The 22659-nt window shown below is 35.1% G+C and carries 20 protein-coding genes; all 20 read right to left on the reverse strand.

All coding sequences use genetic code 11. The features are described from left to right. Window positions 1-430 precede the first annotated feature (430 nt). From Q1K34_RS10940 to Q1K34_RS11035, 20 genes are read right to left on the reverse strand one after another with little or no spacing between them, the layout of a single operon-like run. Window positions 431-1825, reverse strand: a complete 1395-nt coding sequence (locus tag Q1K34_RS10940) for a sugar transferase (protein ID WP_300438487.1) — start codon at window positions 1823-1825, stop codon at window positions 431-433. A gap of 38 nt (window positions 1826-1863) precedes the next feature. Then, complete coding sequence (locus tag Q1K34_RS10945; RefSeq protein ID WP_300438489.1) at window positions 1864-2874, reverse strand: glycosyltransferase family 4 protein; 1011 nt, start codon at window positions 2872-2874, stop codon at window positions 1864-1866. After that, complete coding sequence (locus tag Q1K34_RS10950) at window positions 2874-3887, reverse strand: glycosyltransferase family 4 protein (protein WP_300438491.1); 1014 nt, start codon at window positions 3885-3887, stop codon at window positions 2874-2876. The genes Q1K34_RS10945 and Q1K34_RS10950 overlap by 1 nt, the downstream gene beginning before the upstream one ends. Continuing rightward, entirely contained in the window at window positions 3841-5166 is a 1326-nt protein-coding gene (locus Q1K34_RS10955) for an O-antigen ligase family protein (protein ID WP_300438493.1), read from the reverse strand. Before Q1K34_RS10955 ends, Q1K34_RS10950 begins: the two co-directional genes overlap by 47 nt. A gap of 38 nt (window positions 5167-5204) precedes the next feature. Continuing rightward, window positions 5205-6248 (reverse strand): glycosyltransferase, encoded by a 1044-nt coding sequence (locus tag Q1K34_RS10960; protein ID WP_300438495.1) that lies wholly within the window; start codon window positions 6246-6248, stop codon window positions 5205-5207. After that, window positions 6245-7351 carry a glycosyltransferase gene (locus Q1K34_RS10965; protein WP_300438498.1) on the reverse strand — a complete coding sequence of 369 codons (1107 nt, stop codon included), beginning with the start codon at window positions 7349-7351 and terminating at the stop codon, window positions 6245-6247. Before Q1K34_RS10965 ends, Q1K34_RS10960 begins: the two co-directional genes overlap by 4 nt. A 5-nt stretch (window positions 7352-7356) precedes the next feature. After that, a complete protein-coding gene (locus Q1K34_RS10970) occupies window positions 7357-8154 on the reverse strand; it encodes a class I SAM-dependent methyltransferase (RefSeq protein WP_300438500.1) in 798 nt (265 codons plus the stop codon). Between the two features lie 21 nt (window positions 8155-8175). After that, on the reverse strand, window positions 8176-9162 hold the full coding sequence (locus Q1K34_RS10975) for a hypothetical protein (protein ID WP_300438501.1): 987 nt from the start codon (window positions 9160-9162) through the stop codon (window positions 8176-8178). A gap of 8 nt (window positions 9163-9170) precedes the next feature. Then, on the reverse strand, window positions 9171-10184 hold the full coding sequence (locus Q1K34_RS10980) for a glycosyltransferase family 2 protein (RefSeq protein ID WP_300438504.1): 1014 nt from the start codon (window positions 10182-10184) through the stop codon (window positions 9171-9173). 29 nt (window positions 10185-10213) lie between these two features. After that, the gene (locus tag Q1K34_RS10985; RefSeq protein ID WP_300438506.1) at window positions 10214-11740 is read right to left on the reverse strand and encodes a glycosyltransferase family A protein; all 1527 of its coding nucleotides are present in this window, start codon (window positions 11738-11740) and stop codon (window positions 10214-10216) included. Then, entirely contained in the window at window positions 11737-12888 is a 1152-nt protein-coding gene (locus Q1K34_RS10990) for a glycosyltransferase family 4 protein (protein WP_300438509.1), read from the reverse strand. Before Q1K34_RS10990 ends, Q1K34_RS10985 begins: the two co-directional genes overlap by 4 nt. Window position 12889: 1 nt before the next feature. Next, window positions 12890-14278, reverse strand: coding sequence for a UDP-glycosyltransferase (locus tag Q1K34_RS10995; protein ID WP_300438511.1), 1389 nt, complete (start codon window positions 14276-14278; stop codon window positions 12890-12892). 38 nt (window positions 14279-14316) lie between these two features. After that, complete coding sequence (gene asnB, locus Q1K34_RS11000) at window positions 14317-16038, reverse strand: asparagine synthase (glutamine-hydrolyzing) (protein ID WP_300438514.1); 1722 nt, start codon at window positions 16036-16038, stop codon at window positions 14317-14319. Then, a complete protein-coding gene (locus Q1K34_RS11005) occupies window positions 16038-16730 on the reverse strand; it encodes an acylneuraminate cytidylyltransferase family protein (RefSeq protein ID WP_300438517.1) in 693 nt (230 codons plus the stop codon). Before Q1K34_RS11005 ends, asnB begins: the two co-directional genes overlap by 1 nt. Then, complete coding sequence (gene neuC / locus Q1K34_RS11010) at window positions 16730-17890, reverse strand: UDP-N-acetylglucosamine 2-epimerase (protein ID WP_300438519.1); 1161 nt, start codon at window positions 17888-17890, stop codon at window positions 16730-16732. Before neuC ends, Q1K34_RS11005 begins: the two co-directional genes overlap by 1 nt. After that, complete coding sequence (locus Q1K34_RS11015) at window positions 17887-18528, reverse strand: hypothetical protein (RefSeq protein ID WP_300438521.1); 642 nt, start codon at window positions 18526-18528, stop codon at window positions 17887-17889. Before Q1K34_RS11015 ends, neuC begins: the two co-directional genes overlap by 4 nt. Beyond that, window positions 18521-19522 carry an N-acetylneuraminate synthase family protein gene (locus Q1K34_RS11020; protein ID WP_300438524.1) on the reverse strand — a complete coding sequence of 334 codons (1002 nt, stop codon included), beginning with the start codon at window positions 19520-19522 and terminating at the stop codon, window positions 18521-18523. Before Q1K34_RS11020 ends, Q1K34_RS11015 begins: the two co-directional genes overlap by 8 nt. Window positions 19523-19525: 3 nt before the next feature. Continuing rightward, window positions 19526-20407, reverse strand: a complete 882-nt coding sequence (locus Q1K34_RS11025) for a hypothetical protein (RefSeq protein WP_300438527.1) — start codon at window positions 20405-20407, stop codon at window positions 19526-19528. A 3-nt stretch (window positions 20408-20410) separates the two neighbouring features. Continuing rightward, on the reverse strand, window positions 20411-21490 hold the full coding sequence (locus tag Q1K34_RS11030; RefSeq protein WP_300438529.1) for a glycosyltransferase family A protein: 1080 nt from the start codon (window positions 21488-21490) through the stop codon (window positions 20411-20413). Beyond that, window positions 21490-22659, reverse strand: a complete 1170-nt coding sequence (locus Q1K34_RS11035) for a hypothetical protein (protein WP_300438531.1) — start codon at window positions 22657-22659, stop codon at window positions 21490-21492. Before Q1K34_RS11035 ends, Q1K34_RS11030 begins: the two co-directional genes overlap by 1 nt.

Raw genomic sequence — 22659 nt, forward strand, 5'->3', positions numbered from 1 at the left:
TGAGAAGTGAGAAGTGAGAAGTGAGAAGTGAGAAGTGAGAAGTGAGAAGTGAGAAAAATAAAAAGTTCCCAATTCAGAAAAAAATACTTTTGGCTCTTTATAGAATAATTTCGAACAGTTTGTGGTAATTAAGTAAGTGAAAATATTCTCCACTGCCTACTGCCAACTGAGAACCGCCAACTGAAACTCCCTCGTCATTTCGAAGAAGCAAAACGAATGAAATAATATTTTTTTAACGAATTACCAACGTCTACCATCTATTGTTAATAATAGTGTTGAAATTAATAAGAGATCTCTCCCTTTGGTCGAGATGACCTCAAAGCTGAGTGTCATTTTGAAGAAAAAAAGCAACTGAGAAATCTCCTGCCCTCCTTCACCAACCGCTGCTTCCTGCTAACAGTTTATTTATAATTGACAACTGCCAACTAAATCACTGTCCCCTAAAGAAAATAACCGTACTCAGGGTTTTTAACATAATATTCAGATCAAGAAAAATCCCCCGATGTTTTATATAATAGAGATCGTACTGAAGTTTTTCCAGACTGTCATCATAACAATCACCATAATTAGCCATTACCTGGGCCCAACCGGTTAGGCCAGGTTTTACAATATGCCGTGTTTCATAAAAGGGTATAAGTTTAGAAAGTTCTTTAACAAAAACAGGTCTTTCCGGTCTGGGTCCAATTAAACTCATCTCTCCTTTGAATACGTTATAAAACTGCGGAATTTCGTCTATTCGGGAACGTCTAAGAAATCTTCCAAATTTCGTAACCCTATAATCGTTCTTTTGAGCATATTGTGGGCCAAGAATTTCGGCATCTTTTGTCATTGTTCTTAGTTTTATAATACTGAAGACCTTACCATGCTTTCCTACCCTGTCCTGTTTATAAAACAACTTTCCCCGATTTCCGAAGATATTACCAATGATTATAAAAGGACTTATTACTATTCCAAAAAATATTCCTAACAGAGAAATTAGAATATCAAAAAATCGGAAAATGAATTTATAGAACTTATTCTGATTGCTTCGGCTAAATGGAAAATACCTGTAAAAATCCTTATCTACATTCTGTACGGGAATTCTTCGGGTCACCTCCTCATACACTTGTGTATAATCTCTAATTGGGAAACCTTGTTTCAAAAGTTCACTAAGCTCATTATACAAAGAAAACATTAAACCTTTCTGATAGGCGCTGGCCACGACCACTTCATTAATATGATTTTCTTTTATTGCTTTTTGTAAATCCCTAACTTCAAAACGAAGAAGGTCTTCTCTCTTAAAATCTGCCCTAAATCTTTGATCTGTATTGATGTAACCAACCACAAAATAATTAGGATCTGAAGTCTGAAGTGATTCCGCAATAAGTTTGATGTCAAAGGAATCCCCAACCACTAAAACCCTTTTATAAAATCTTGGAGATGAAATAAGGCTGATATACAGACTACGCCAAACCAGTAAAGCTCCGGCTACCGATAAATAGAAAAATAGAATTTGCAATCGGTTTTCAGGAAGACTTGGCGTGAGAAATGGGGTAAGCATATAAAAAAGTACGGTTAAACTGGTAGTTAACAGTACATTTTTCAGCACACTATCGAATCTATCAGCCTTTTGAAGATCATAGAGTTCAAAGACACTGGCGAAAAAATTCAAATACACCAGAAATAATAGGGTCCAACTCCAATTATCTGAATCGATATGAAAGTAATCGAATTTAAAAATGATACCTACAACCGCCAGGCTTAGTAGAACCACCATCATATCAATAAGTCGTAAAAGGACTTTACGCTCTGAGATTTCAAAATGAAAAAGGGGCTTCTGAGGCATGACCGCTTAAGTTTCTGCTCGGGTTAAATATATAATTTTTAACCTAGCAATTCTAGCCATTTATATTTAACCTTATTCCAGTCAAATTTGTCAGCTTCTTTTCTGGCATAAAGACTTATAGTTTCGGCAAGCTGGGGATCTTTTAAAAGTCTGTCAATTTCAGAAAACATTTGGTTTGCATTATTTGATCCTACCAAAATCCCATTTTCTCCATCTGAAATTAGATAAGGGATTCCACCAACATTCGTTGAAACTACGGGCAAGCCAAGCGCCATTGCTTCAATCACACTTACGGGAGTATTATCAATGGAGGTTGTATTTAGAAAAATATCATAATTTTTAGACAATTCAATCCATTCCCTTTTTGCAAGCTTTCCCTTAAAAATTACCGGAAGTTTTTTTCTCTCGACCAATACCTCGAGTTTTTTTAGGCTTCCATCTTTTTCGGGACCCACCATACATAATTCGGCATTGGGATAAATTTGCAGCAATTTTTCGAGCACCAAAATTGCCATTTCGGGATTATAGACTTTATGAAATGCACGCACCCATAATAATTTAGGAATTAACTCCTTCCTTTTTTTAAAATTATATCTCGAAAGTTCTATGGAATTTGGAATGATCTTAATATGCTGAAAATGAAAATCTACCAGCTTATCTTTTAAAAAGGCTGATGGAACCACATTTAACCTTGAATCCCTGAAAATTTGAAGAATCCTTTCCGAAGAATTCTTAAACTTTGCATCCAGATTTCCTCCGTGAAGAATAAAAATATAAGGTACCGAGAAAGCCCTGCATAACCAACCACAGAGAACCGCATACCAGAAGTTTCTCGTGCTATAAGTATCTATTAAAACTAAATCTTTACGGTTGGAATTTTTGATGGTAGCCCAAAGCATGTGAAACAACCTTAAAGCTTTTATTTTTGCAGAAGATACGGTCTTAAAAACGAATGGTTCATCACTTAATAATTTGGGCAAAGTATCTATACTCGTTGGGGTCGCGCCATGCTTTTCAAGTTTATTTCCTATATAAAGAATATGCTTCATTAATTGAGAACTCTATTCCATTTTTCTTTAACCAGATCCCAGTCAAATTGATCAGCTTTAGCTTTCGCATTGAGACAGATCTTTTCTCCTTTTTCCGGGTTTTTCATTATGCGTATGATCTCTTCTGCCATAGCTTTTTCATCTTCTTCCGGAACCAGTATCCCGTCATGCCTATTCCTGATCAAAGCAGGCATCCCTCCTACATCTGTGCTCACAATCGCCAGTCCCAGACTCATGGCTTCTATTACACTTATAGGAGTATTATCTACAGAAGTGGTATTGATAAAAAAATCATAATTTGCCGAGAGTGCTGCCCAGTGTTTCTTTTTGAGCTTTCCGGTAAATCTGACATCCAGATCATATTTTTTCGCAAACTTCTTAGAGGAAGCCATTGTACCATCCTTCTCGGGACCAACCATACACAAACTGGCATTTGGATAACTTTGTTGCAAAATCTGAAGCACTTTTAAAGCCATTAAGGGATTATAACGCTTCTGAAAGCGTCTTACCCATAATAACTTCGGACGGAATTCGGTTCTTTTCCTAAAAGGGTATTTATCCGTTCTTATGGCATTGGGTATGATTTGGGTATTTTTAAAACCATGCTCCTGAAAGATATCATATAAGAATTTGGATGGTGCTATATTTACCCTGGAATTACCAAATAAAGTCTGACTAAGTTTTTTAGAGTTCTCCAACCTCTCAGGGAGATTTCCTCCATGTAGGATAGGTATATACTCCAGACCAAAAAGCTCGCAGGTTTTTCCCACCAGGTAAGCGTAATAAAAGTTCATAGCCCCATAAGTATCGATCAGGACGATATCGGTAGTGCTTTTGTGCTTAGCGATAAGCCCCAACATTTCCGCCAGTCTTAAGGCCTTATTGTTTCTGGTAGAAGCTGTTTTTACCTTATAGCCTTCTTTCCGTAACATTTTACTGAAAAAAGAAATATAGGTAACAGTAAAACTATTCACCTGCAAGTCGTTTCCTATGTACAGGATTCTTTTTTTCATCTACTATATATAATAAAGCAAGTCCATATACAAATGCTGGCAAGGCAATACGCATGGCAGAATGGTTAATGGTCATAAACCAGAAAGCAACAAAAGCCAGAAAATAGTAATTATTCTTGAATTTAAACCAAAATGTAATTGGTACAAATATAAGAATACAAAGAGCAAAAACACCTAAAATTCCATGTTCAGCTAACAATCGGCTTAGTTCATTATGACTGGCAATTCCAATCCCCAACTGTTCTTCTCTATACTCCTTTCCTTTCCCCACACCTATCCCTGTAATTGGATGATGATAAAATGCGGATAATTCTGTTTCTATAAGTTCTACTCTTCCGGTAGTAATATCATCTTCCATCTGCCCCATGGCATTTCTGTTAGTATACCTATTACCAATTAATCCTCCTGTTTCTAAAGAACTAAAAATCCAAACAGAAATAAATATTACTAGAACCCCTATAATTTTTAAGTTTAACTTTTTTATTGTTTTATCATTCTGTTTAAAATAAAATAAAATTAAAAATGCAATTACACATAAGATAGCTGTGACAATACCACCACGAGAAAAGCTAACCACTCCTCTATAGCCTACCATTATTAACAAAAGAGCATCTATAATATTTATTTTAAAATTTTTAATAGTGAACAAACGGGTGCTTAATAAAAATACTGCCAATCCCATGATAGTGGAAATTTGATTAGGACCAAATCCTCCGGTAGAGGCATAATTCCCCGAAAAACTAATCATTACGTCATCCAGACTTGGAGTATAAAATAGAAGGTACACCGCCTGAGCGATTACAGGCATTAATAGCATTACTAAAACGCGCTGAAAATCTTCCTTTTTAATTTTTTTATAATAACAGTAGAGCGCAGAAACTCCAAGGCAAACAGGACCGGCTAGGTTAAAAGCCACTTGTTTCCTGAATTCAAATTCATAGCTCATCGTAAAAGTAACCATTACCACCCCTGGAAACAGGATTAGTAAATAGATCCAGAAAGGTACTGTCTTGGAACTAGCGCCTTTAAAGAACATTCCAATAATTAAAAATATAATAACCGCATATTTTCCGGTTTCATAAAAAATTACTGCACTGGTCTGCCTAAAAAAAACTTCCCCTCCTGCTATATATGCCGCAGCCATCAAAGCCTCATTACCCCTGTTTTTTCTATCAATAATTATAAAAAGGAAAGAAGCAATGATACCCGCCAGAATAATCTTGGCTAAAGATGGAAATACATAAATCAGAAAACCATATCCCAAATGTAATAGTAACATTTTGAGATAAAATTGGTTATTAACAGTATCATTTCTAATCATAAATTTTTACAAAATTGTAAATAATCTGGTATCACCGACTGAGCTGAAAATTTCTCTAAAACCCTTTCCCGGAATTCTCTTGAATCCTTCTCTGCTCTGTCTGAATCTATCAGATATTCTTTAATAGCAGCCGCCATTCCCTTTACATCTCCCACAGAAACAATACTGGCATTTTCTCCTACTATATTTCTGCAGGCTCCAACATCTGTAGAAACTACAGGTATTCCTGCAATACCATATTCCAAAATAACCATAGGCATTCCCTCAGAGTTTGAACTTAGAACTCCAACCTGCATTTTATTTAAAATCGGACCTGGGTCTAATACCCCCCCATGGTACTTAACATAAGACCTTTTATTAAATTCCCTATTCAATTCGTTTGAATAATCATCTCCAAACTCCTGTCCAATCAAATGAAGGTTAATTTTAATTTCATTCGACACAAGGTCGCATGCATCTAAAAGAAGTTTATGATTCTTAACCGGTTTTAGGTTAGCTATACATATTACATTCAAACCGGTATTATTTTTTATTCTTCTGTCATCCTTTCCTAAAACAAAATTAACAAGACATATAGATTTTCTTGCCTTCAGTTGATCATTAGCCCATTCTTTTAGTTCCTGATTAACTGAAATTATTCCATCGAAAAACCAGGAAAAAAGAATTAAGAGTTTCTTTCTATATAAGGACATTTCCTTACTAGCACCATAATGATTATGCCAAATGAGCTTAAATTTGCTTCCGGTAAGTTTACACAGTACTGCATAGAACCACGAGGTCCCATGCGCATGAACAATATCTATATCGTGGTACTGTAGGAGTTTTTTAAATTTCAATATGCTTTTTTTGTCAAAGACCTTTTCTCTCCTTAAAAAATAATATTTTACCTCCTTATTTAAAAGCTTTATAAAATCACCTTCTTCCCTGGTAGTGATCAAAAATGATTCCTGTCCAAAATCAATTAGAGAATTCGCATAATTAACCGCCATTCGCTCTGCCCCACCTGGATTTAAAGTATCTATCAACTGCAGGATCTTCATAGTAATTTTTTGATTTCAGCTTTGAATTTTTCCAGAGTATAAACCTGGGACCATTGCTGGGCTTTTACTGAAATTCTATTAAGTTTCATCTCATCAGATAGAAGACCTTTAATTTTTTGAACGGCCAAATTGACTTCCGGTTCAATTATAATGCCTCTCTTACCAAACCCTAACATCCAGAAAACACAGGAAACAGAGGTAGCTACAGGAATACAACCAAAGAACATTCCTTCTGCCAGTGCTTTGGGCCAGCCTTCGCTTTTTGATGGTAAAATGGAAAAATGCGAATTTTTATAAGCGTTCATAATCACCTGAGCATTTTGATTTCCATGTAATATAATATTACTTCCCAGACCATGATCTTCAACATATTTACAGATACTTTCTTCCATTTTACCCGATCCATAAATATCCAAAAAAACTTTACATCCATCTTGTAGGAGTTTATGAATTATCTGAACCGCTAATAGCGGCCTTTTACCTTCAGAAAGTGTCCCCACAAAAATAAATTTTAGTGGAAGTGAAAAATCTTTCAAATAATTGTCACGCTTAGATTCTGAATAACTTGCGGTAAAAAAGGGAATTATATTATTAGACTGGCTAGGCCACTCTCCATATACCAGAACATTCGCTTTTTGGGTTAAGAATTCATTCCTTAGAATCCATTTCTGAAATCGATAAGTCCAGGGTTGTTTACTTTTAGGATCCCAATTGCCTGCATACTTGATAGTTTTAGACTTTCCTGGAAAAAGTATCTGAACCAATGCCGCTAATAATCCTATATTACCGGGACATCTAATGTGTATATGATCTGTTTTATGCATTGCCCTGTAAATTTCTAAAACAATAACAGGCATTCGAAAAAAAGAAACTACAGAGGTTTGAAATGAAGTGAAACTAATTGACTTAATAGGCACAAATTCCACATTCTTTCTATCATAGCTGCTATCAATAGCAGCTTTTTTGTTTTTCAAAGGAGCAATAATTGTAACTTCATTTACAAAATCAAACCATATATTCATTTCCCGTATATATGGGGAATAGGAAAAATAAGTGTTTTTTCCCTCAAAATGTTCGGCATGTGTAAATACGGTAAAATGCATTAATTTTATTTAAGTCTCATAAGCATGGTTAAATGCATACATTTAAACATATGCTTATCATTTAGCTTAGATAATTCCCAGTCAGTTAGATGCCACTTTTTGCTAATTCTTTCTTTTTTGTGTTTTTCAAGTGGTAAAAGATTGATCAAAAACAACCATTTTGTTTTACCTAAAATAGCACGCCTATCCAATATTTTAAATTCCTGAGAATATTTATAATATACTTTTTTAGAAAAAGGCCATTCCCACTCCTTATCGGTTTGAAAAGGCCTGTACAATGCTCTTAGGAGCTGAACCGGCTTACTCGTGGTAAGAGGGTCATAACTTATTATTCTCCCCCCAGGTTTTAGTTTTTGCTTCAGCTTACTAATTAATTCCTCGGTATTTCTAAAATGATGCAGTACACCATAAGCATATATAAGATCAAAATCTTTTTCTTTAAAGTCGGGAGAAAGAAAATCCATAGAATATACCTCAACATTAGGTAATTGACTGAAGCGTTTGCCGAGTATCTTTATAGCCTTTTCGCTTAAATCTATACCTACATATTTTTTTGCATTTTTTGCCATATGAAAAGACAAAGAATTTCCCTCATAACAACCCAGGTCTAAGACTTTCATTTCATTTAGATTTCCAAGCCAATCTAAATGCAGATCATATATCTCCTTTTCTAGACCTATATTTTTCCTGAAAGCATTTAAAGTACTATTTCTAAAGTAATACCAAATTTTGGTGACAAAATTTTTTTCTTTTTTGTCATAGAAAGCTTTTTGCTTACTTATCATATCCTTCATTTCTTCCATGCGAATAGCTTTCGGTTAAATTTATCTGAATATAAAGTTATAAAGGTCGTACAGATTATATTTAATGGATGATTTCCAGGTTAGATTTTTTTTGCCGGTTTTTACTTCATCACCATCATAGACCACATAATGCTCGTCATTAATTTTATTCATATTCAGATGGTGCATCCCTCGACCAAACCATTTAATCGAATCAGATTTATATAATTGGTTGGAAAGAACTTTTTCGAATTTCTTCTCCCTTAATTTATATAAGGAAACACCAGTACCATATCCCTCTTTGTTATTCTGAAAAGGTATAAACCATTCACCATTAACTTCAAAAAAGTTTCCCGCTGGTCTAATTTCATTTCCCTTTTTAATTTTGAACGATGCATCTTTATCCCATTTTCCAAATAGTGAATCAGATCTAAAAATTTGCTGGTTCCAGTTTTCATCGATCCCGGTGATAAGATTTATAGTATCCGACATCAGGATCGCAGGATCCTTTAATTTAATATTTTTTATTAAGGTATCAGTAATCTTCCATTCCAGTGGAAAATTAACTGCTTTATATAAAATAACCTGATTAATTGCCGCCGATTCAGGCAGGATATAGTAGTCTTGTTTATATTTAAATATCTGCGGAAAAGATAAATGAAAAGATTCTTCTATTACGTTCCCTTTATAACTATAATTCAACCCATCCGGTGATTGAAACAAAGCAATCTTTGCCGGCCCCTCTTCTTCCTGATGCTCAAAAAAAAGATAATAAATGCCATCCTCATAAAACAGAAAAGGATCAGCGAGAAATCTGGTTGAAGAACTAGTTATTCTGTTAAGGGAATCATGGCTAATTATATTTCTTTCAGAAGGGAATATTTTTTGAAGTGGAGTATCGATCGTTCTGAAACCGATAGACCACCCATTACTCTCTGCTGACACAAATGGATATCTATAGTTAAAAACAACCAGCACCACGAGAAAGAACGCTAGTAAAAATAGAATTGATTTGATCCACTTTCTCATTCTAATATTTATCGTGGTTTATTAAAAATCAAACTTAGCCACCCAGTGAATCTTCCGAGAGAATCATTTAGTGATTTTCCTTTTTCATCCTTATTAAGAATATTGCTGAGTCTTATCAAAATCAATAAGAGGGTAATTGCGTTCCATTTTAAAACATTTTTAAAATCCGGATCGGGATTTTTAATTTTCCACACATAAAAACCATTACGTACTACCATTTTACCATATTTAAAATAATCTGGTCTACCTGCTTCTTCATGTAAATGATATACCTGAGCGCCTGTATTTACATACATCTCTCCTATTCGTGAGGCTCTAAGGCAAAAATCCATATCTTCATATAAGCCGTAACCTTCAAAATATTTTGAAAAACTTATTTTTTCAAATATTTCCTTTTTATAGGATGATACACCTCCCATAAAAAATTCAACAGGATAAATTTCACCTGTAGGTGGTAGAAAACTAATGGATAGACCATGAGAAAATGTCGGCATAAAACCGGGTGGTTCATCTGATAGTAAATTCAGTTTCTTACGGACATGATTTCTAAGTCCTAGTTTTCTTACAAAGCCATCTTTTAAAAATTCATCAAATCTAACCTCCTGGTTATTTTCCATTTTAGACCAATTGGTTTCATTTAATATCGCACCTCCCACGGCAATTGCATTAGGAAAGAGTTTATAAGTATTTATTAGATTATTAAAGTAATACCTGTCCAGAACTATATCATCATCGAGAAAACAAACGATTTCAGAATTGGAGGCCAGTTTACTAATTCCGTAATTTCTTTGCCTGGTCAAGCCTCTATCATTTTCTTCGACTCTATAATAATCAAGATTTCTATACTTTTTTGCCTGAATTAGTTTTTCTGTTTTATCATCTAAAGAAGCATCCACAATTAAAATCTCGTTGGGGTAAAGACTTTGTTCTACTACGGAATCCATTAATCTTTCCAGCGAAGCAGACCTCTGATAAGTGCATACTACCAGGCTGAAATTAAATAATTTAATAAGTTCCATCATTTGAAGATTCAAATTAATTGCGCGAAGCCTTAAGGTAATTTATTGCTTAACTTCTCACTTAAAGCCCATCTGCTTCTCATCATTTGGATATATTCAATTGGGTTCCTTATCTTTTGTTTTTTATAGTATTTTAAAAATAGGCTCACCTTATATCCTCTTATCATCTCAATAGAATAATATTTTTTTACCAGCCACATCATGGTAGGTGAAGGCTTAGGCTCCAATTTGGAATTATCCCATCTTTCTTTAAGAGTATACCGGAACCCACCTCTCTCTGCCTTCAAATGTGTAATCTTCACCTCAGGATGATAAACAATATCACAACCATGCGATCTTAATTGTAATCCAAAATCAATGTCTTCACCAAAGCCAAATTCGAGAGCCTCTGAAAACCTACATTTCAAAGCATAAGAAGATCTTACTATAGAAGTACCTGAACCAAAAGCTGCCCATTGCTTGATCTTTTCAAAAAAAGTATTTTCACCCGGCTGTATACAATTTAAATTGAGGGCACAAATATCCAGGCGATGTAACTCTTCTAAAGACTTTTTTAAAATGTTTTCAAAAAGCCGTATATCATCATCGGCAAAAAACACCCAGTCACCAGTTATTGCTCTCATGGCAAGGTTTCTAGCATTACAGGCTCCTATGGTATGAATAAAATGATGAACTATTTCAAATGGCCATACTTCATTATCTATAAAATCCAATTGCGATTTGGAATTGAGATCTGGGTTTTGTTCAACAATTATCACTTTTGAAGGAAGATGTGTCTGTGCTTTTAGATCAAGTAATACCTTTCTTAAATATTCAGGCCTTCCTATTGTTGGGATTATTACATCTATGGTATCTCCTAAATCCTTGGTTCTTTTCAAAATTACTTTAAAATCTGAAAGATCAATTTCCCTATGAAACCAGGATCTTTTAAAATAACTTTTTATAAATGACCACAGCGGCAATTGTTTCTCATATTTAATATAGCAGAAGAAAAGAACAACTAACCATTCCTTTTTATAATGTTGCGCTACAAAATTAAATAGTTGAGATATTGAGGCCTGGCTCTGGTAAAAATTTTTGGAGTTTGCTTTTACTAAATCAGGTTCGTTATAACAAAAAAGAGAATTCTGCTGACCCAACTTAGCAATAGAATTAATGAGGTAACCAAAATCTTCAATACTCTGAAATATCGACTTAAACTTAAGAGCTGTTTTAGCTTTGATACCCCCAACATCCGTACTCATTCTCCAGGTGGGATATTTTACCCTAAATTCGGGATTTACGAAAGGAAATTGATCTACATAACCAATAGAATCGGGAAGAAAAAATGAGTTCAAAGGATAAGAAGCCATGATAAGATCATGTTTAAAAATATGGTGCAAGTCATCGCTTAGCTCCAAATCTACTTCTACATCTATCCAAATGACTAATTCTTCAGGGAATCTCTCGCAAATTTCCCAAAAACAAAATATTAATTCTGAATTCAGAACCTGAATTTGCTCCCCATCTTTTAAAACAGAGCTTACAGTTTTAGTATTAATATGTTTTAAATAGATCAATTATTCGTGGTTATATTTAAAACTGAATTATAATAATCAATATTTTTATCTGCTATCAAAGCAGATGAAAAATCATTCATAACCTTAATCCTGGCATTCTTTCCCATTTCTTTATATAAGTCGGAATCCTTAAGAAGTTCAATGATCTTTGCAGCATACAGCTGGTGATTCTCAGGTGATACCGTAAAACCGGTCTTTCCATCTATCATTACTTCCTTTGCCCATCCAATATCTGAAGTCACCAATGCTTTTTCCATGGCCATAGCCTCCAGCCAGGTCATAGGCAAAGCCTCTGCAAAACTTGGTAGTACTACCACTTTAGCACTCATAATATGTGATTTAATCTCATCATAAGAAACGGCTCCCAGATATTTCACCTTTGGTTCTGCAATCTCCGTCAGTTTTTCCCGGAAAATCTCCAAAGTCGATCTTTTTTCAAAAATATCAGGTACATCTTTTCCTATCAAAATTAATTCAGCATCTGGAAGAACAGCATTTACCCGGTTAAAAATATATGCCAGTTCTATAACACCTTTTTTTCTAATTAAAGAGCCAAAATATAATATACGATTAGGAGCAGGTTCGTCTACTGAGGGTTCAAATTTTTCAATTCTTATACTATTCGGAATAATTTCAATATGCCGTTTCAGTCCAAGAATATCTTTGGTCTTCCTTGCAGTAAATGCACTAACCGCTACCAGGGAATCAGCAGCTTTTAAAGCTTTATTCTCAAAAAAGCGATTCTTCATTTTTTGTTGCCTTCCATCAAGATCGCAAAAATAAGCATCACTGCCATTCATACGTATTATCAGTGGGCAATCAAGATTCATAAATGCCGTAATCCCCGTCCAGTCTGGGGCCTCAAGTATCTGGATATTTTTGTCGCTAATAAGTTTATTTATAAACCTTTGTATATGTTTTCTATAAAAGAACCAGCCTCCCCAAAAATAGTTTCTCTGTTTTACAAGGTAAAAATGAATTCCGCTTTCTTCAAAATTCGACTCCTCCTTTTGCCCGTATATTATCAAACTCACCTCTTCTCCTTTTCTTATCAGAGCTTCGGCCAGATTCTTAATACTTGTTCCAAGACCTCCTGAGGGATTACAAAGAGAATGTGGATATTCGGGAGTTAGAAAGGCTACATGCATATTATAATAAGCTATCTAATTGATTGACTATATGTTTTGAGGCATTCATTTCAGAATTAGTCTTATTAATTTTAAAAAACCAGTCTTGAGCATTAGCCACAACAGAACGTGGATCCTTCAGTGCGCTTTCTACAATTAAAGAAATATCAGACTTTTTATTTATCCAGTAAACGGAATTTTTATCTGGCATAGACTTAAAATGAGTGTATGAATAAACTTCCCTGATATCTTTTTCCAGGTTTGTTACAGTAGGTAAATAATTTAGATAGGCACAGGGTTTTCCTTTAGCCGCATAGTCGAAGACCATAGAGGAACCTACATTTATCACCATAAAGCTGTACTCTATAATGTTTGTTTGTAAATGAAGATCAGCTTTTGTGGGTATAGCATGATTCCAATAATCACCTCCTCCAACCCACGCAGGATCAATAGCTACTATTAGATGATTATAATCCTGTAATATCTTGTCATAGCGATCTGAAAAGTCTACTGGACATCTTCTAAAAATTATCCCCAGCTTATGTCCTGTCTGATTTAGTTTTTCCACCTCCTCGGCTACATCTCTTAAAAAATACTCATCATGAGGAGAAGTGGTAATGTCATCTCCTGAAAAACACAGGTATTTTTTTTCCTTATCTAATCCATTATTATCAAAAAATTCATCTTTTTTTATAACAACCGATCTGTCATTATGGATTTCGAATTGTGGAGTACCTGTAATTTTAATTCGATTAGGTTTTATATCTGGATAATATTGAAGCAATTCTTTCTTCATATATGCACTCCAGACAAAATAATAATCAGTGTCAAGTACCTTAGTTGCCTTGGGAAGATTATCCCAGGAAAAAATAAAACAGGAAGTAGATATACCAAGATCCTGAGCGGCAGTGATTGGTGATATTGCATTTACAGGCCTTTGATTCGTACAAAATAACACATCTGGATTCTCTCGTTTTAATATTTCTAAACAGGTGTCATAATAGCCGGTTTTTCTTTCAGCATCCTTCATCTTCCGCCTTAATTTCACCAAACCACTTTCTGAATTATATCTCCTTATCAGGATGCTAAGAATAAAGTTCTTCACCTTATTTTTAAAGCCTTTACTAGAGCCTGGAAATTTATACTTTTCATAAACCGGATCATCAAATTTACTTTTAAAAAGGTCCAGTTCTATGCGAATCTTAGCACGTTTTAAAAGATCTGTCCAGGCTGAAGGCTTAGGATCTAATTTCATCTCGCTATACCCCATCCCTTTTAGATCAAAATGGGTCATATTTAAAAAAAGCAATTCCCATCCTGCTTTTTTCGCTTCCTCCGGAAATTTGGTATAAACAAAATTCCTTAAGCCAACGCCATCAGGGATTATCACTAAAAGTTTTTTTGATCTCAATTCAGATTAAGTTTATGGAACTCTTCAAATATAGAAAACTAAGTAGTTTCCTGAATACCCGAAGCTATAAGACTTGTATTTATCCATTGCCAGAGGAAAAAACTATTAGGTTTTGGACCTTTTTGATATAGAGCCCATTCTTTCCGGATTAGATCATGATCAAACCAAGATTGAAAAGCGGAGTCTTCTAAATTGGCTAAATTTTCAGTTACAAAAGTCCTCAGTTCTTCACCTAACCACTCTCTTTGGGGCGTTTGTAAGGCTCTTTTGGGAGCCTCTGAAATTTTATTCGTAACAAATCCTTTTATAATCTCGCGTAATAAATATTTATGAGTTCCTCCACTGATCTTCATGGCATCGGGAAGGGAAAATGCGAGTTCCACCAACCTGTAATCAAGGAAAGGTTCTCTTAGCTCAGTACTAAAAGCCATCGAGATACGATCGTTAAATCTCAATGCCCGCGGGAGTTTGGTATAAAAGAGATCACGGTATTGCAAATTCTGAATTCGGGAGTCGAAAGGTGTCGGATACTCTGGTTTTTTGGCCAGCTTTCTAAAATAGCTGTTTAGGACATTTGGTTTAAAAGAGCTGGAATTTCCGGTACCTTGCACTACAGAACTGTTTTGAGCTGTATAATAATCATATCCTGCCCATTGCTCATCCATTCCCTGACCATCCATCAAAACCTTAATCCCTGATTGATTCGCCTTTTCAAAAATTTTGGAATAGGCTATGGTAGGTATCCCCCCAAAAGGTTCTTCCTGAACATCACTCAATAATTTTGCATATTCGGGTACTTCCTCACGGGTAAGTCTTACCTTTTCAAGGGGATTCCCGGTTTGCCTTATCATTCTTTCTACCCACGGCAGTTCATCATATCTTTCATCACCAGTATAAAATGTAAAAGCTCTTATTCTTTTACTACTGCTGTAATCATTAACCAGTGCAAGTAATAAGGAACTGTCTATACCTCCACTAATATTGAATCCAACCTCGACATCGGCCCGAAACCTTAACCTAATAGAATCAATAAGCAACTCCAGATATTTCTCTTTAATCTCGTCTTCTGAAAGATTATTTGAAATATTTCTGATCTTCTCAGGGAAATCATACCATTTTTCAATGGAGAGATTGGCGTTTTTATATTCAATGAAATGTCCTGCTGGTAATTGATCTATATCCTTATAAAAAGTTTCTGAATAAGATCCGTAAGAACCATAACAAAAATAATTAGCCCATATTTTTTCATTAGGCCCCGCAGGTTTAACCCGGCGGATAGCTTTTATTTCGCTGGCAAAAAGAAATTCATTATTGGAGTAATTATAATAAAAAGGTTTAACCCCGAATCTGTCCCGGGCCGCAAAAAGCTTTTTCTCCTTACTGTCCCAGATGGCGAAAGCAAACATTCCATTCAGTTTTCCCAGGCAACTTTTCCCCCAAAGAATATAGGCAGCCAGTAAAACTTCGGTGTCTGAACTGGTTCTGAATTCATATCTCTGGCCTATTTCAGTCCTTAATTCCTGGTAATTGTAAATCTCCCCATTAAAACTTAGGTGATAACGGCCGCTAGGATCATTAAAAGGCTGATCTGCTTCATGCGAAAGATCAATAATAGAAAGGCGATTGTGCCCTAAAACAGCAAATCCTTTGTCTTCATAAATACCCCTGGCATCTGGACCCCGATGAGCTATGAAGATAAGCATTTTTTCAATATCAGTCTTTTGAATTCTATTTCCTATAATTCCGGCGATACCACACATTAACTTCTTTTTTTCAGAATTTCTTCGGCTTTCTTCCAGTCCTCCATGTTATCAAGGTTCACATAATCCTCATCTGTGGTATCTATAAAGCCAATCTTTTTGCCAAGAATGGAATTAGAATCTAAAATAACCTCAGTCTTTGTAAGATAAATTGCTCCATCCCTGTGGTATGCCTTCGGCAGCTCCTGCCTGCGAGAAATGATTTCCTTCTCTCCGGTAGCAATTTCCAGTTTCCCTTTTTTTTCTTCAAATACCCAATGAGGATTATATTCGTGGGGAACTTCGCGAACGCTTACCAGGGAATCATAGCTTCCTGATTCAAATTTTTTTATTGCATCATCTATAAGGCCTTCTCTCCGGAAAGGAGTTGTGGGCTGCAGAATACAGACAGCATCAAAATGTATATTTTCTTTGATAAAAAAATATAAAGCTTGTTTCAATACTTTAATGGAAGCAGAATCATCTTTGGCAAATTTTGCGGGACGCACAAATGGGACTTGTATCCCTAATTTCTTTCCCACCTCAATAATTTCTTCGGAATCTGAGCTTAGAATACTTCTGTTAAGCAATTTCGATTTCAAAGTGGCTTCGGTGGTATATGCTAAAAGTGGCTTCTCCCCTAAATACTTGATGTTCTTTCCCGGTATTCCCTTACTTCCACCCCTTGCCGGTATGATTCCAAGAATTCTCATTAATAACTAATCGTTTTACTAAAGCTTAGTTCTGTTTTCGCCAGTAGGTTAGCAATTTTATTTCCTGCATCTCCATCTCCGTAAATATTTAATGAAGGATATTTTTCTGAATGAATCGCCGCTCTAATTGCCTTTAATATTTCATCCCTATCATGGGTCACATCCACCACATTATTTCCTCGCAATCTTCGGTTTTGTCGGTTTCCTACATTTATTACTGGAGTCCCCAAATATGAACATTCCCTGATCCCCACGCTGGAATTTCCTATAAGTGCCTTAGAATGCTTCAATAATCTAAGAAAATCGAGTGGATCCATATTCTTAAAGAAATGAATATTTTGAGGTTTTTTCATTTCTCTAAATGTTCTAATTCCATTAGACGTCCCGTCAGAACCTGCATCAACATTCGGCCAGAACCAGAAAACGGGATAATCTAACTTATTTATAGCCTCAAGTGTTTCAGTAATATGCTCTCTGGCCTTTTTATATTCAGTAGTAACCGGGTGCTGCATCACAACTGCATATCCACCTTTCCAATTCAGATTTTCGCCAACTCCTCCATATTTTTTAATTGGATCGAAGGTCAACTGTTCTTCAAAACAAATCTCCTTGACCAGGTCAATTGAAGGACAACCGGTATTAATAACCTTTTCCGGGTCTTCACCTAATTTGATCACTCTTTCCCTGGCATCGTTACTGGATACCAAGTGTAGATCAGCCAGTTTCGTATTGGCATGTCTAACCTTTTCATCTATACTCCCGGTCACCTCTCCTCCCTGAATATGCACCAGGGGGATATTCTGATAGGCCGCGGCAATTGAGGTGGCGATCGTCTCAAACCTGTCGGCTATGGTTACCACTGCATCAGGTTGAAGATTATAGAACACGTTCGTAAGTTCCATTACTCCAATCCCCGTGGTTTTAGCCATAGTAGTAGGATTTTCTCCCTCCAGGACCATAAAGACTTTTGCAACAGCTTTAAAACCGTCTTTTTCAATAAAATCTGCAGCATTTCCATATCTGTCCAGCAAAGCCGAACCGGCTATTACCAGCTGAAGTTCCAATGATGGGTGATCCTTGATGGCAGTAAGTGCTGACTTAATACGACTATAAGACGGTCGGGCAGTTACTACTACACAGATTTTTCTTCGCTTTTTCATCTTAAAAATTTTCTAATTTGGAAATGAAATTTTGAAGTTAATTTCAATTTAAACCATTCTAAAAAATGAGTAAAGTGAGGATTCGTAAAAATCACTTTAATACCTCCCTGGTAATGCTCTTTAGCTCGGTTTGAGTAAGAACTATTCTTCTTGCTGGTTATCAAATGTACAGACTTCGAACTGGGAAAAAGATTCTGACAAATTTCTGTTTGCTCCTTTCTGTCCCCTTCTACCAAAATAATACAATGATCATTTATGAAATGTTTTATGGATTTCAAATTAGATTCTTTACCATCAATTATTATCAAGTCGAATTCTATATCTCCTGGCAAATCCTTAATAGAAGGGAACAATTTTAGAAAGGTATAATCCTTACCGAGGTTTTCAGGTAATTTAGATAGACAAAATTTGTTATTTTCGGTACCGTAAACCTTAGGTCCGTATTCATTTTTATAAGCTTTAATTATAGAGCCAGAAATAGTACCTATGCCAACACCCACTTCTAGAATATTCTCTGGTTTAAATTTATTTATAAAATTTAGAATTTCGCCTAATGCATACTCACTAGCAATGAACTGGCTCCCCTCAGCTCTTGAAAATTTATTGTATTGCTCTTTTATGAAATCCTTTTTATTCATTCAAAATATCTTCCTCCTTTAAAAAATCCCATCTATTAAGAATAGTCTTAAGGTTCTTACCTATTACTTCTCTAAATTTTTTGGCATCTATCCCTCTATCTTTTGGCTTTTTAGCTTCCATATCTTCAAATTTAAGTATATGCCCTTTCCTTAGGTTCTTATTTACTGCCAAAGATTTCTCAAAAATAGATTTTAATTTTTCATATTCCCTATTATCCGATTTATCTACCGGATTCTTTAAGGCTTTTGAAATATTTCTTACTGAGCAAACCAATTCTGTAATCTCATCAATTTCTAAAGAGGAAGTTGCATCAGGTCCAAAACTTTTTCTGCTGAATACGGCATGAAATTCAAGAATTTCAGCGCCAAGAGTTGTAGCAGCTATACAGGTCTCTTTTTTTGCGGAATGATCTGAATAACCTACCTCAACTTTATATCGCTCCCTTAGTTCTGGTATCACATTCAATCCATATTGCTCGGGCTGTGTAGGGTATGCGGTAGTGCATTGCAAGATACTGTAAGGAACCTTCCTTTCCTTTAAGAATTCGACAGTCGAATCCAGTTCAGAATAAGAACTCATCCCTGAGGACAAAATTAGAGGCTTTCCTGTTTTAGCTATTTTTTCTAAAAGCAAAAAATTAGAAACCTCCCCAGAACCAATCTTGTACCTTTTAACTCCAAGTTCTTCAAGGAGATCCACGGCTTTATTACTAAAAGGAGAAGCAAGAAACTCCACTCTTTTCACATCACATCTTAGTTTCAGTATCTTCCATTCTTCAGAGGTAAATTCCATTCGTTTCCAGTAATCGAATCTTGTTTTATCCTGCTCAGAAAACTTGATCCTGAAAGGCTCATAAATGCTACTCTCTGCTTCTGCAATATGTACTTGGAATTTCACAGCGTCCACCCCAGTTTCTGCGAGCGCATCAATATAAGAAAGAGCCATTCCAAGACTTCCCTCATGAGCCTGACCTACTTCAGCGATTATAAACATACATTATACTTTTAAAATAATATTAATTGCCCCAGCCATTAATTCCTCATCTGTGAAATTCCTATAATCCTGGTGCAGCTCTAGCGCTTTAAATTTCCTGTAATATTCTGAATTTTCATCGGGCACCTCATAACTAACATGAACAATCTCTAAATTCAATTTATTAAAGATTTTTAAATATTGAGGCAACCGTAATCTATTATGATAATCAAATCTTGTGTGCTTCTTTTTCCACTCATGTTCTGAATACTTTAAAAAATCCTGAAGCGATAGATTTTTATCTACATATGCCCGGTGGTCTCCTGGAGAAATAAGATGTACGATATGAGCTCCCGGCCTTGATTCGTTTTTAATTTTAAGGTGCATTGACTTAATGGTTTCCGGCTTCATATGCTCCAATACAAAACGTGAAAACACCAGATCACAATTTGTAAGCTTTTGGTCTAAAATATTCGTATTAGGATAATATTTAATATCTTCGGGAAGTGAGTAGGCTGACTCTTTATCCTTATCCTTGCTGATCTCTACTTCATATTCTTTCGAAAAAGCATCATTCAACTTTTCAATATTTTTTTTTTGGTAATGCCTGTTAAGATCGAAAGTTTCTACTTTTTTGGCTCTTCCTATATAACGAAAAAAGTAAGGCATTAGCGGCAACCACCCAGACCCTATTTCTATAACAACCCGATCTTTAATCTCTATTCCATTTTCCCAAGTTATTGTTTGAAAAGTCCTGAAACTGTTATGAGAAGATCTAATTTTAAAATCCAGGTCCTCTTTACTGAATAAATCCTGAACTTTATAATAAACCTGATCCCCCAGCCTATTAGGTAGGATCTCTAAAAACCTGAAAAGAAAACTCTTGAACCTTAATTTTAAAGACATGAACTAAGAAAATTTTACAGTAACCTCTATTTTGCCTTTGTCATTATTGATCTTTACAGCATAGGGCTTGTTTCGATAGAATGAAATAAGATGCAACAATACCTTATCGTTTACCTCTCTTAAAGTATAATATTCCGGAACTTTCTTACCTAAAAATCGTTTGACCTTGAACTTCAGAGTCTTCTCAAAGGGATCTGTAACAAACCTGATCTTTATTATTGTCTTACTAAAACCAGGTAACTGCCCGAATAAGATATCTTCTACCTGTCGTTTCTCATTGGTAACTTCCATAAATAATTCGGCCTCTTCCAGTTTATCAAATTCCTCTTTGCTTAGATTCTCTCCCCAACGCTCATTATTGACCCTGGTTACTCCATTATTCATAGCATATTTAAGATGCTGGTGATTTAGGGGAAGTATTCCTGAAAGCTTAAGTTCGGAAGTTGATCCTGTTCTCTCGCGGTTTTGGTAAGAAGGATGCCATTGATGTAATAATAAGAGTTCTTCATCATAAAATTTAACCCCGTAACCCGCATTTTTCAATCTTATGTGCATATCGGTATCTTCAGCTCCCCAGAAATGATAAAATTCGTCAAACCCATTTAATTCCTTTAACTGAGCAACAGAAAAAAGACTTAAGCCAGTTGCTTCATTCGTACTTAACCTGTAATCTGAATATTCACTAAATGCTTTGGTCTTCCGGCTTTCTGATGAACTTAAATAACCTACCTGAAAATAAGTGGTCTGTCCTGTTTTCGTCAAATTATAAGCCGTTTCCAAAAATTCAGGATGAAAAATAACATCCACATCTGCAACAAAACAAAAGTCCGTTTTTAAATTTTTGATCACCGAATTGAGAGCCCTGCTTTTATTCCAGGGCTGGTATTGAGTGGGATAAAACTGGTAGCTAATAAAAGGGTAATTTTGACACAATTTTTTTATATCTGCTGCAATATCGGGGGTAGATCCATAATCAATAAAAAAAACTTCAAAGTTGTTATTGGTTTGGTTTGAGAGAGAATCGAACGATCTTTTTAACCTTCTTGAATCTCTGTTACGATATGGATATAAGATTGAAAGCATTATGAGTTAAAGATCCTTTTTAATTTTAATTTTTGACGATATAATATATTCTTTATCATGTAAAAATAGATCTCGGAATCCATTTGGTTCATCTCTTTTATTACTCTTATTAACTCTCGGTCCAGCGTCAGCTTTTTCTTTTTTGATAATAACCAACCAATATACTTCTTCTTGTTTTTTCTAAATTTATCAAGGTCGAATACTTTTTCATAAAATTCAAGTTTCCCTAGTAATTCTAATGTTAGCATTGTTCTCTGACATTTATAGCATTCAGAACAGTTTATTTCATCTCTCCCTTCTATATACGGATGAGTGCACACATCAAGATGTTCGTATGTTTGAGGGAATTCGGAAATCAATTCAGTTCTGTCTATTCTCGAATATTTAAGGGCACTCACAAAAACAGAGGTTGATTCAGTAGATAAATTCGGAATGACTAGCATATCTAGATCTGCTATTTCCTTATTATTAAAAGCAAAATGATCGAAACGGGTACCAGAGGAATAGTAATAATTCTTAAATAATTTCTGCAAAAGAAGTGCACAGGAAATCGTTCTAAGGTTATAGGTTTCCTGAAATTTCATTTTTAAAATTTCACTAAGATTAGAATCTACTGTAATAACTTCCCGGTTCACCTTTTCGGCAAACTGAGATACATTATTAAACCTTTCGTTGAAAATTTTTCTGGCCTTATCTCCTCCATTATCACCATGGGAACCTACATTAAAGAAGGTGAAATATTCAATCAGGTATGGGCTTACTTCATTTTTATGCTCAAAATAGGTGGCAAAAGAATCGATTCCGCAGGACAAGCCGGTGCCTGCTGTATTCGCTACATTAAAATCTGAAGTACTTAAGGATGATGGAATAATTTTTATCCTTTTATAATCAGGATTAACTAAACAGAAGGCATCAATCAAATAATGGTTCAAACTATAAAAAAGCCTGGCCGATATAGGAGCATTTAATTTGATATTATGACCTGTCTTCAGACCTAAAAACAATAATCCAACAACAAAGGCATCAAGCTGTTCAACAATTAGATATTCTTCATATTTATTTGAAAAAGAATACCATAATTTTCTCCTATCAGCTTCAATTTCAAAGTCAACGGATAATATAACCTTATCATTTCTTTTTTCTAATTGGGGCTTATCAATGATTATCAT

This window comes from Christiangramia sp., assembly GCF_029937855.1.
Taxonomy (GTDB): domain Bacteria; phylum Bacteroidota; class Bacteroidia; order Flavobacteriales; family Flavobacteriaceae; genus Christiangramia.

What these genes read in the sequence shown, in the direction of transcription:
- Q1K34_RS10965 (WP_300438498.1), bottom strand. Translation starts at nt 7,351, where the DNA reads ATGCATTTTACCGTATTTACACATGCCGAACATTTTGAGGGAAAAAAC.
- Q1K34_RS10950 (WP_300438491.1), bottom strand. Translation starts at nt 3,887, where the DNA reads ATGAAAAAAAGAATCCTGTACATAGGAAACGACTTGCAGGTGAATAGT.
- Q1K34_RS10960 (WP_300438495.1), bottom strand. Translation starts at nt 6,248, where the DNA reads ATGAAGATCCTGCAGTTGATAGATACTTTAAATCCAGGTGGGGCAGAG.
- Q1K34_RS10975 (WP_300438501.1), bottom strand. Translation starts at nt 9,162, where the DNA reads ATGAGAAAGTGGATCAAATCAATTCTATTTTTACTAGCGTTCTTTCTC.
- Q1K34_RS10990 (WP_300438509.1), bottom strand. Translation starts at nt 12,888, where the DNA reads ATGCATGTAGCCTTTCTAACTCCCGAATATCCACATTCTCTTTGTAAT.
- asnB (WP_300438514.1), bottom strand. Translation starts at nt 16,038, where the DNA reads ATGTGTGGTATCGCCGGAATTATAGGAAATAGAATTCAAAAGACTGAT.
- Q1K34_RS11015 (WP_300438521.1), bottom strand. Translation starts at nt 18,528, where the DNA reads ATGAATAAAAAGGATTTCATAAAAGAGCAATACAATAAATTTTCAAGA.
- Q1K34_RS11025 (WP_300438527.1), bottom strand. Translation starts at nt 20,407, where the DNA reads ATGTCTTTAAAATTAAGGTTCAAGAGTTTTCTTTTCAGGTTTTTAGAG.
- Q1K34_RS10940 (WP_300438487.1), bottom strand. Translation starts at nt 1,825, where the DNA reads ATGCCTCAGAAGCCCCTTTTTCATTTTGAAATCTCAGAGCGTAAAGTC.
- Q1K34_RS10970 (WP_300438500.1), bottom strand. Translation starts at nt 8,154, where the DNA reads ATGGAAGAAATGAAGGATATGATAAGTAAGCAAAAAGCTTTCTATGAC.
- Q1K34_RS10980 (WP_300438504.1), bottom strand. Translation starts at nt 10,184, where the DNA reads ATGATGGAACTTATTAAATTATTTAATTTCAGCCTGGTAGTATGCACT.
- Q1K34_RS10945 (WP_300438489.1), bottom strand. Translation starts at nt 2,874, where the DNA reads ATGAAGCATATTCTTTATATAGGAAATAAACTTGAAAAGCATGGCGCG.
- Q1K34_RS10955 (WP_300438493.1), bottom strand. Translation starts at nt 5,166, where the DNA reads ATGTTACTATTACATTTGGGATATGGTTTTCTGATTTATGTATTTCCA.
- Q1K34_RS11030 (WP_300438529.1), bottom strand. Translation starts at nt 21,490, where the DNA reads ATGCTTTCAATCTTATATCCATATCGTAACAGAGATTCAAGAAGGTTA.
- neuC (WP_300438519.1), bottom strand. Translation starts at nt 17,890, where the DNA reads ATGAAAAAGCGAAGAAAAATCTGTGTAGTAGTAACTGCCCGACCGTCT.
- Q1K34_RS11020 (WP_300438524.1), bottom strand. Translation starts at nt 19,522, where the DNA reads ATGTTTATAATCGCTGAAGTAGGTCAGGCTCATGAGGGAAGTCTTGGA.
- Q1K34_RS11005 (WP_300438517.1), bottom strand. Translation starts at nt 16,730, where the DNA reads ATGAGAATTCTTGGAATCATACCGGCAAGGGGTGGAAGTAAGGGAATA.
- Q1K34_RS11035 (WP_300438531.1), bottom strand. Translation starts at nt 22,659, where the DNA reads ATGATAATCATTGATAAGCCCCAATTAGAAAAAAGAAATGATAAGGTT.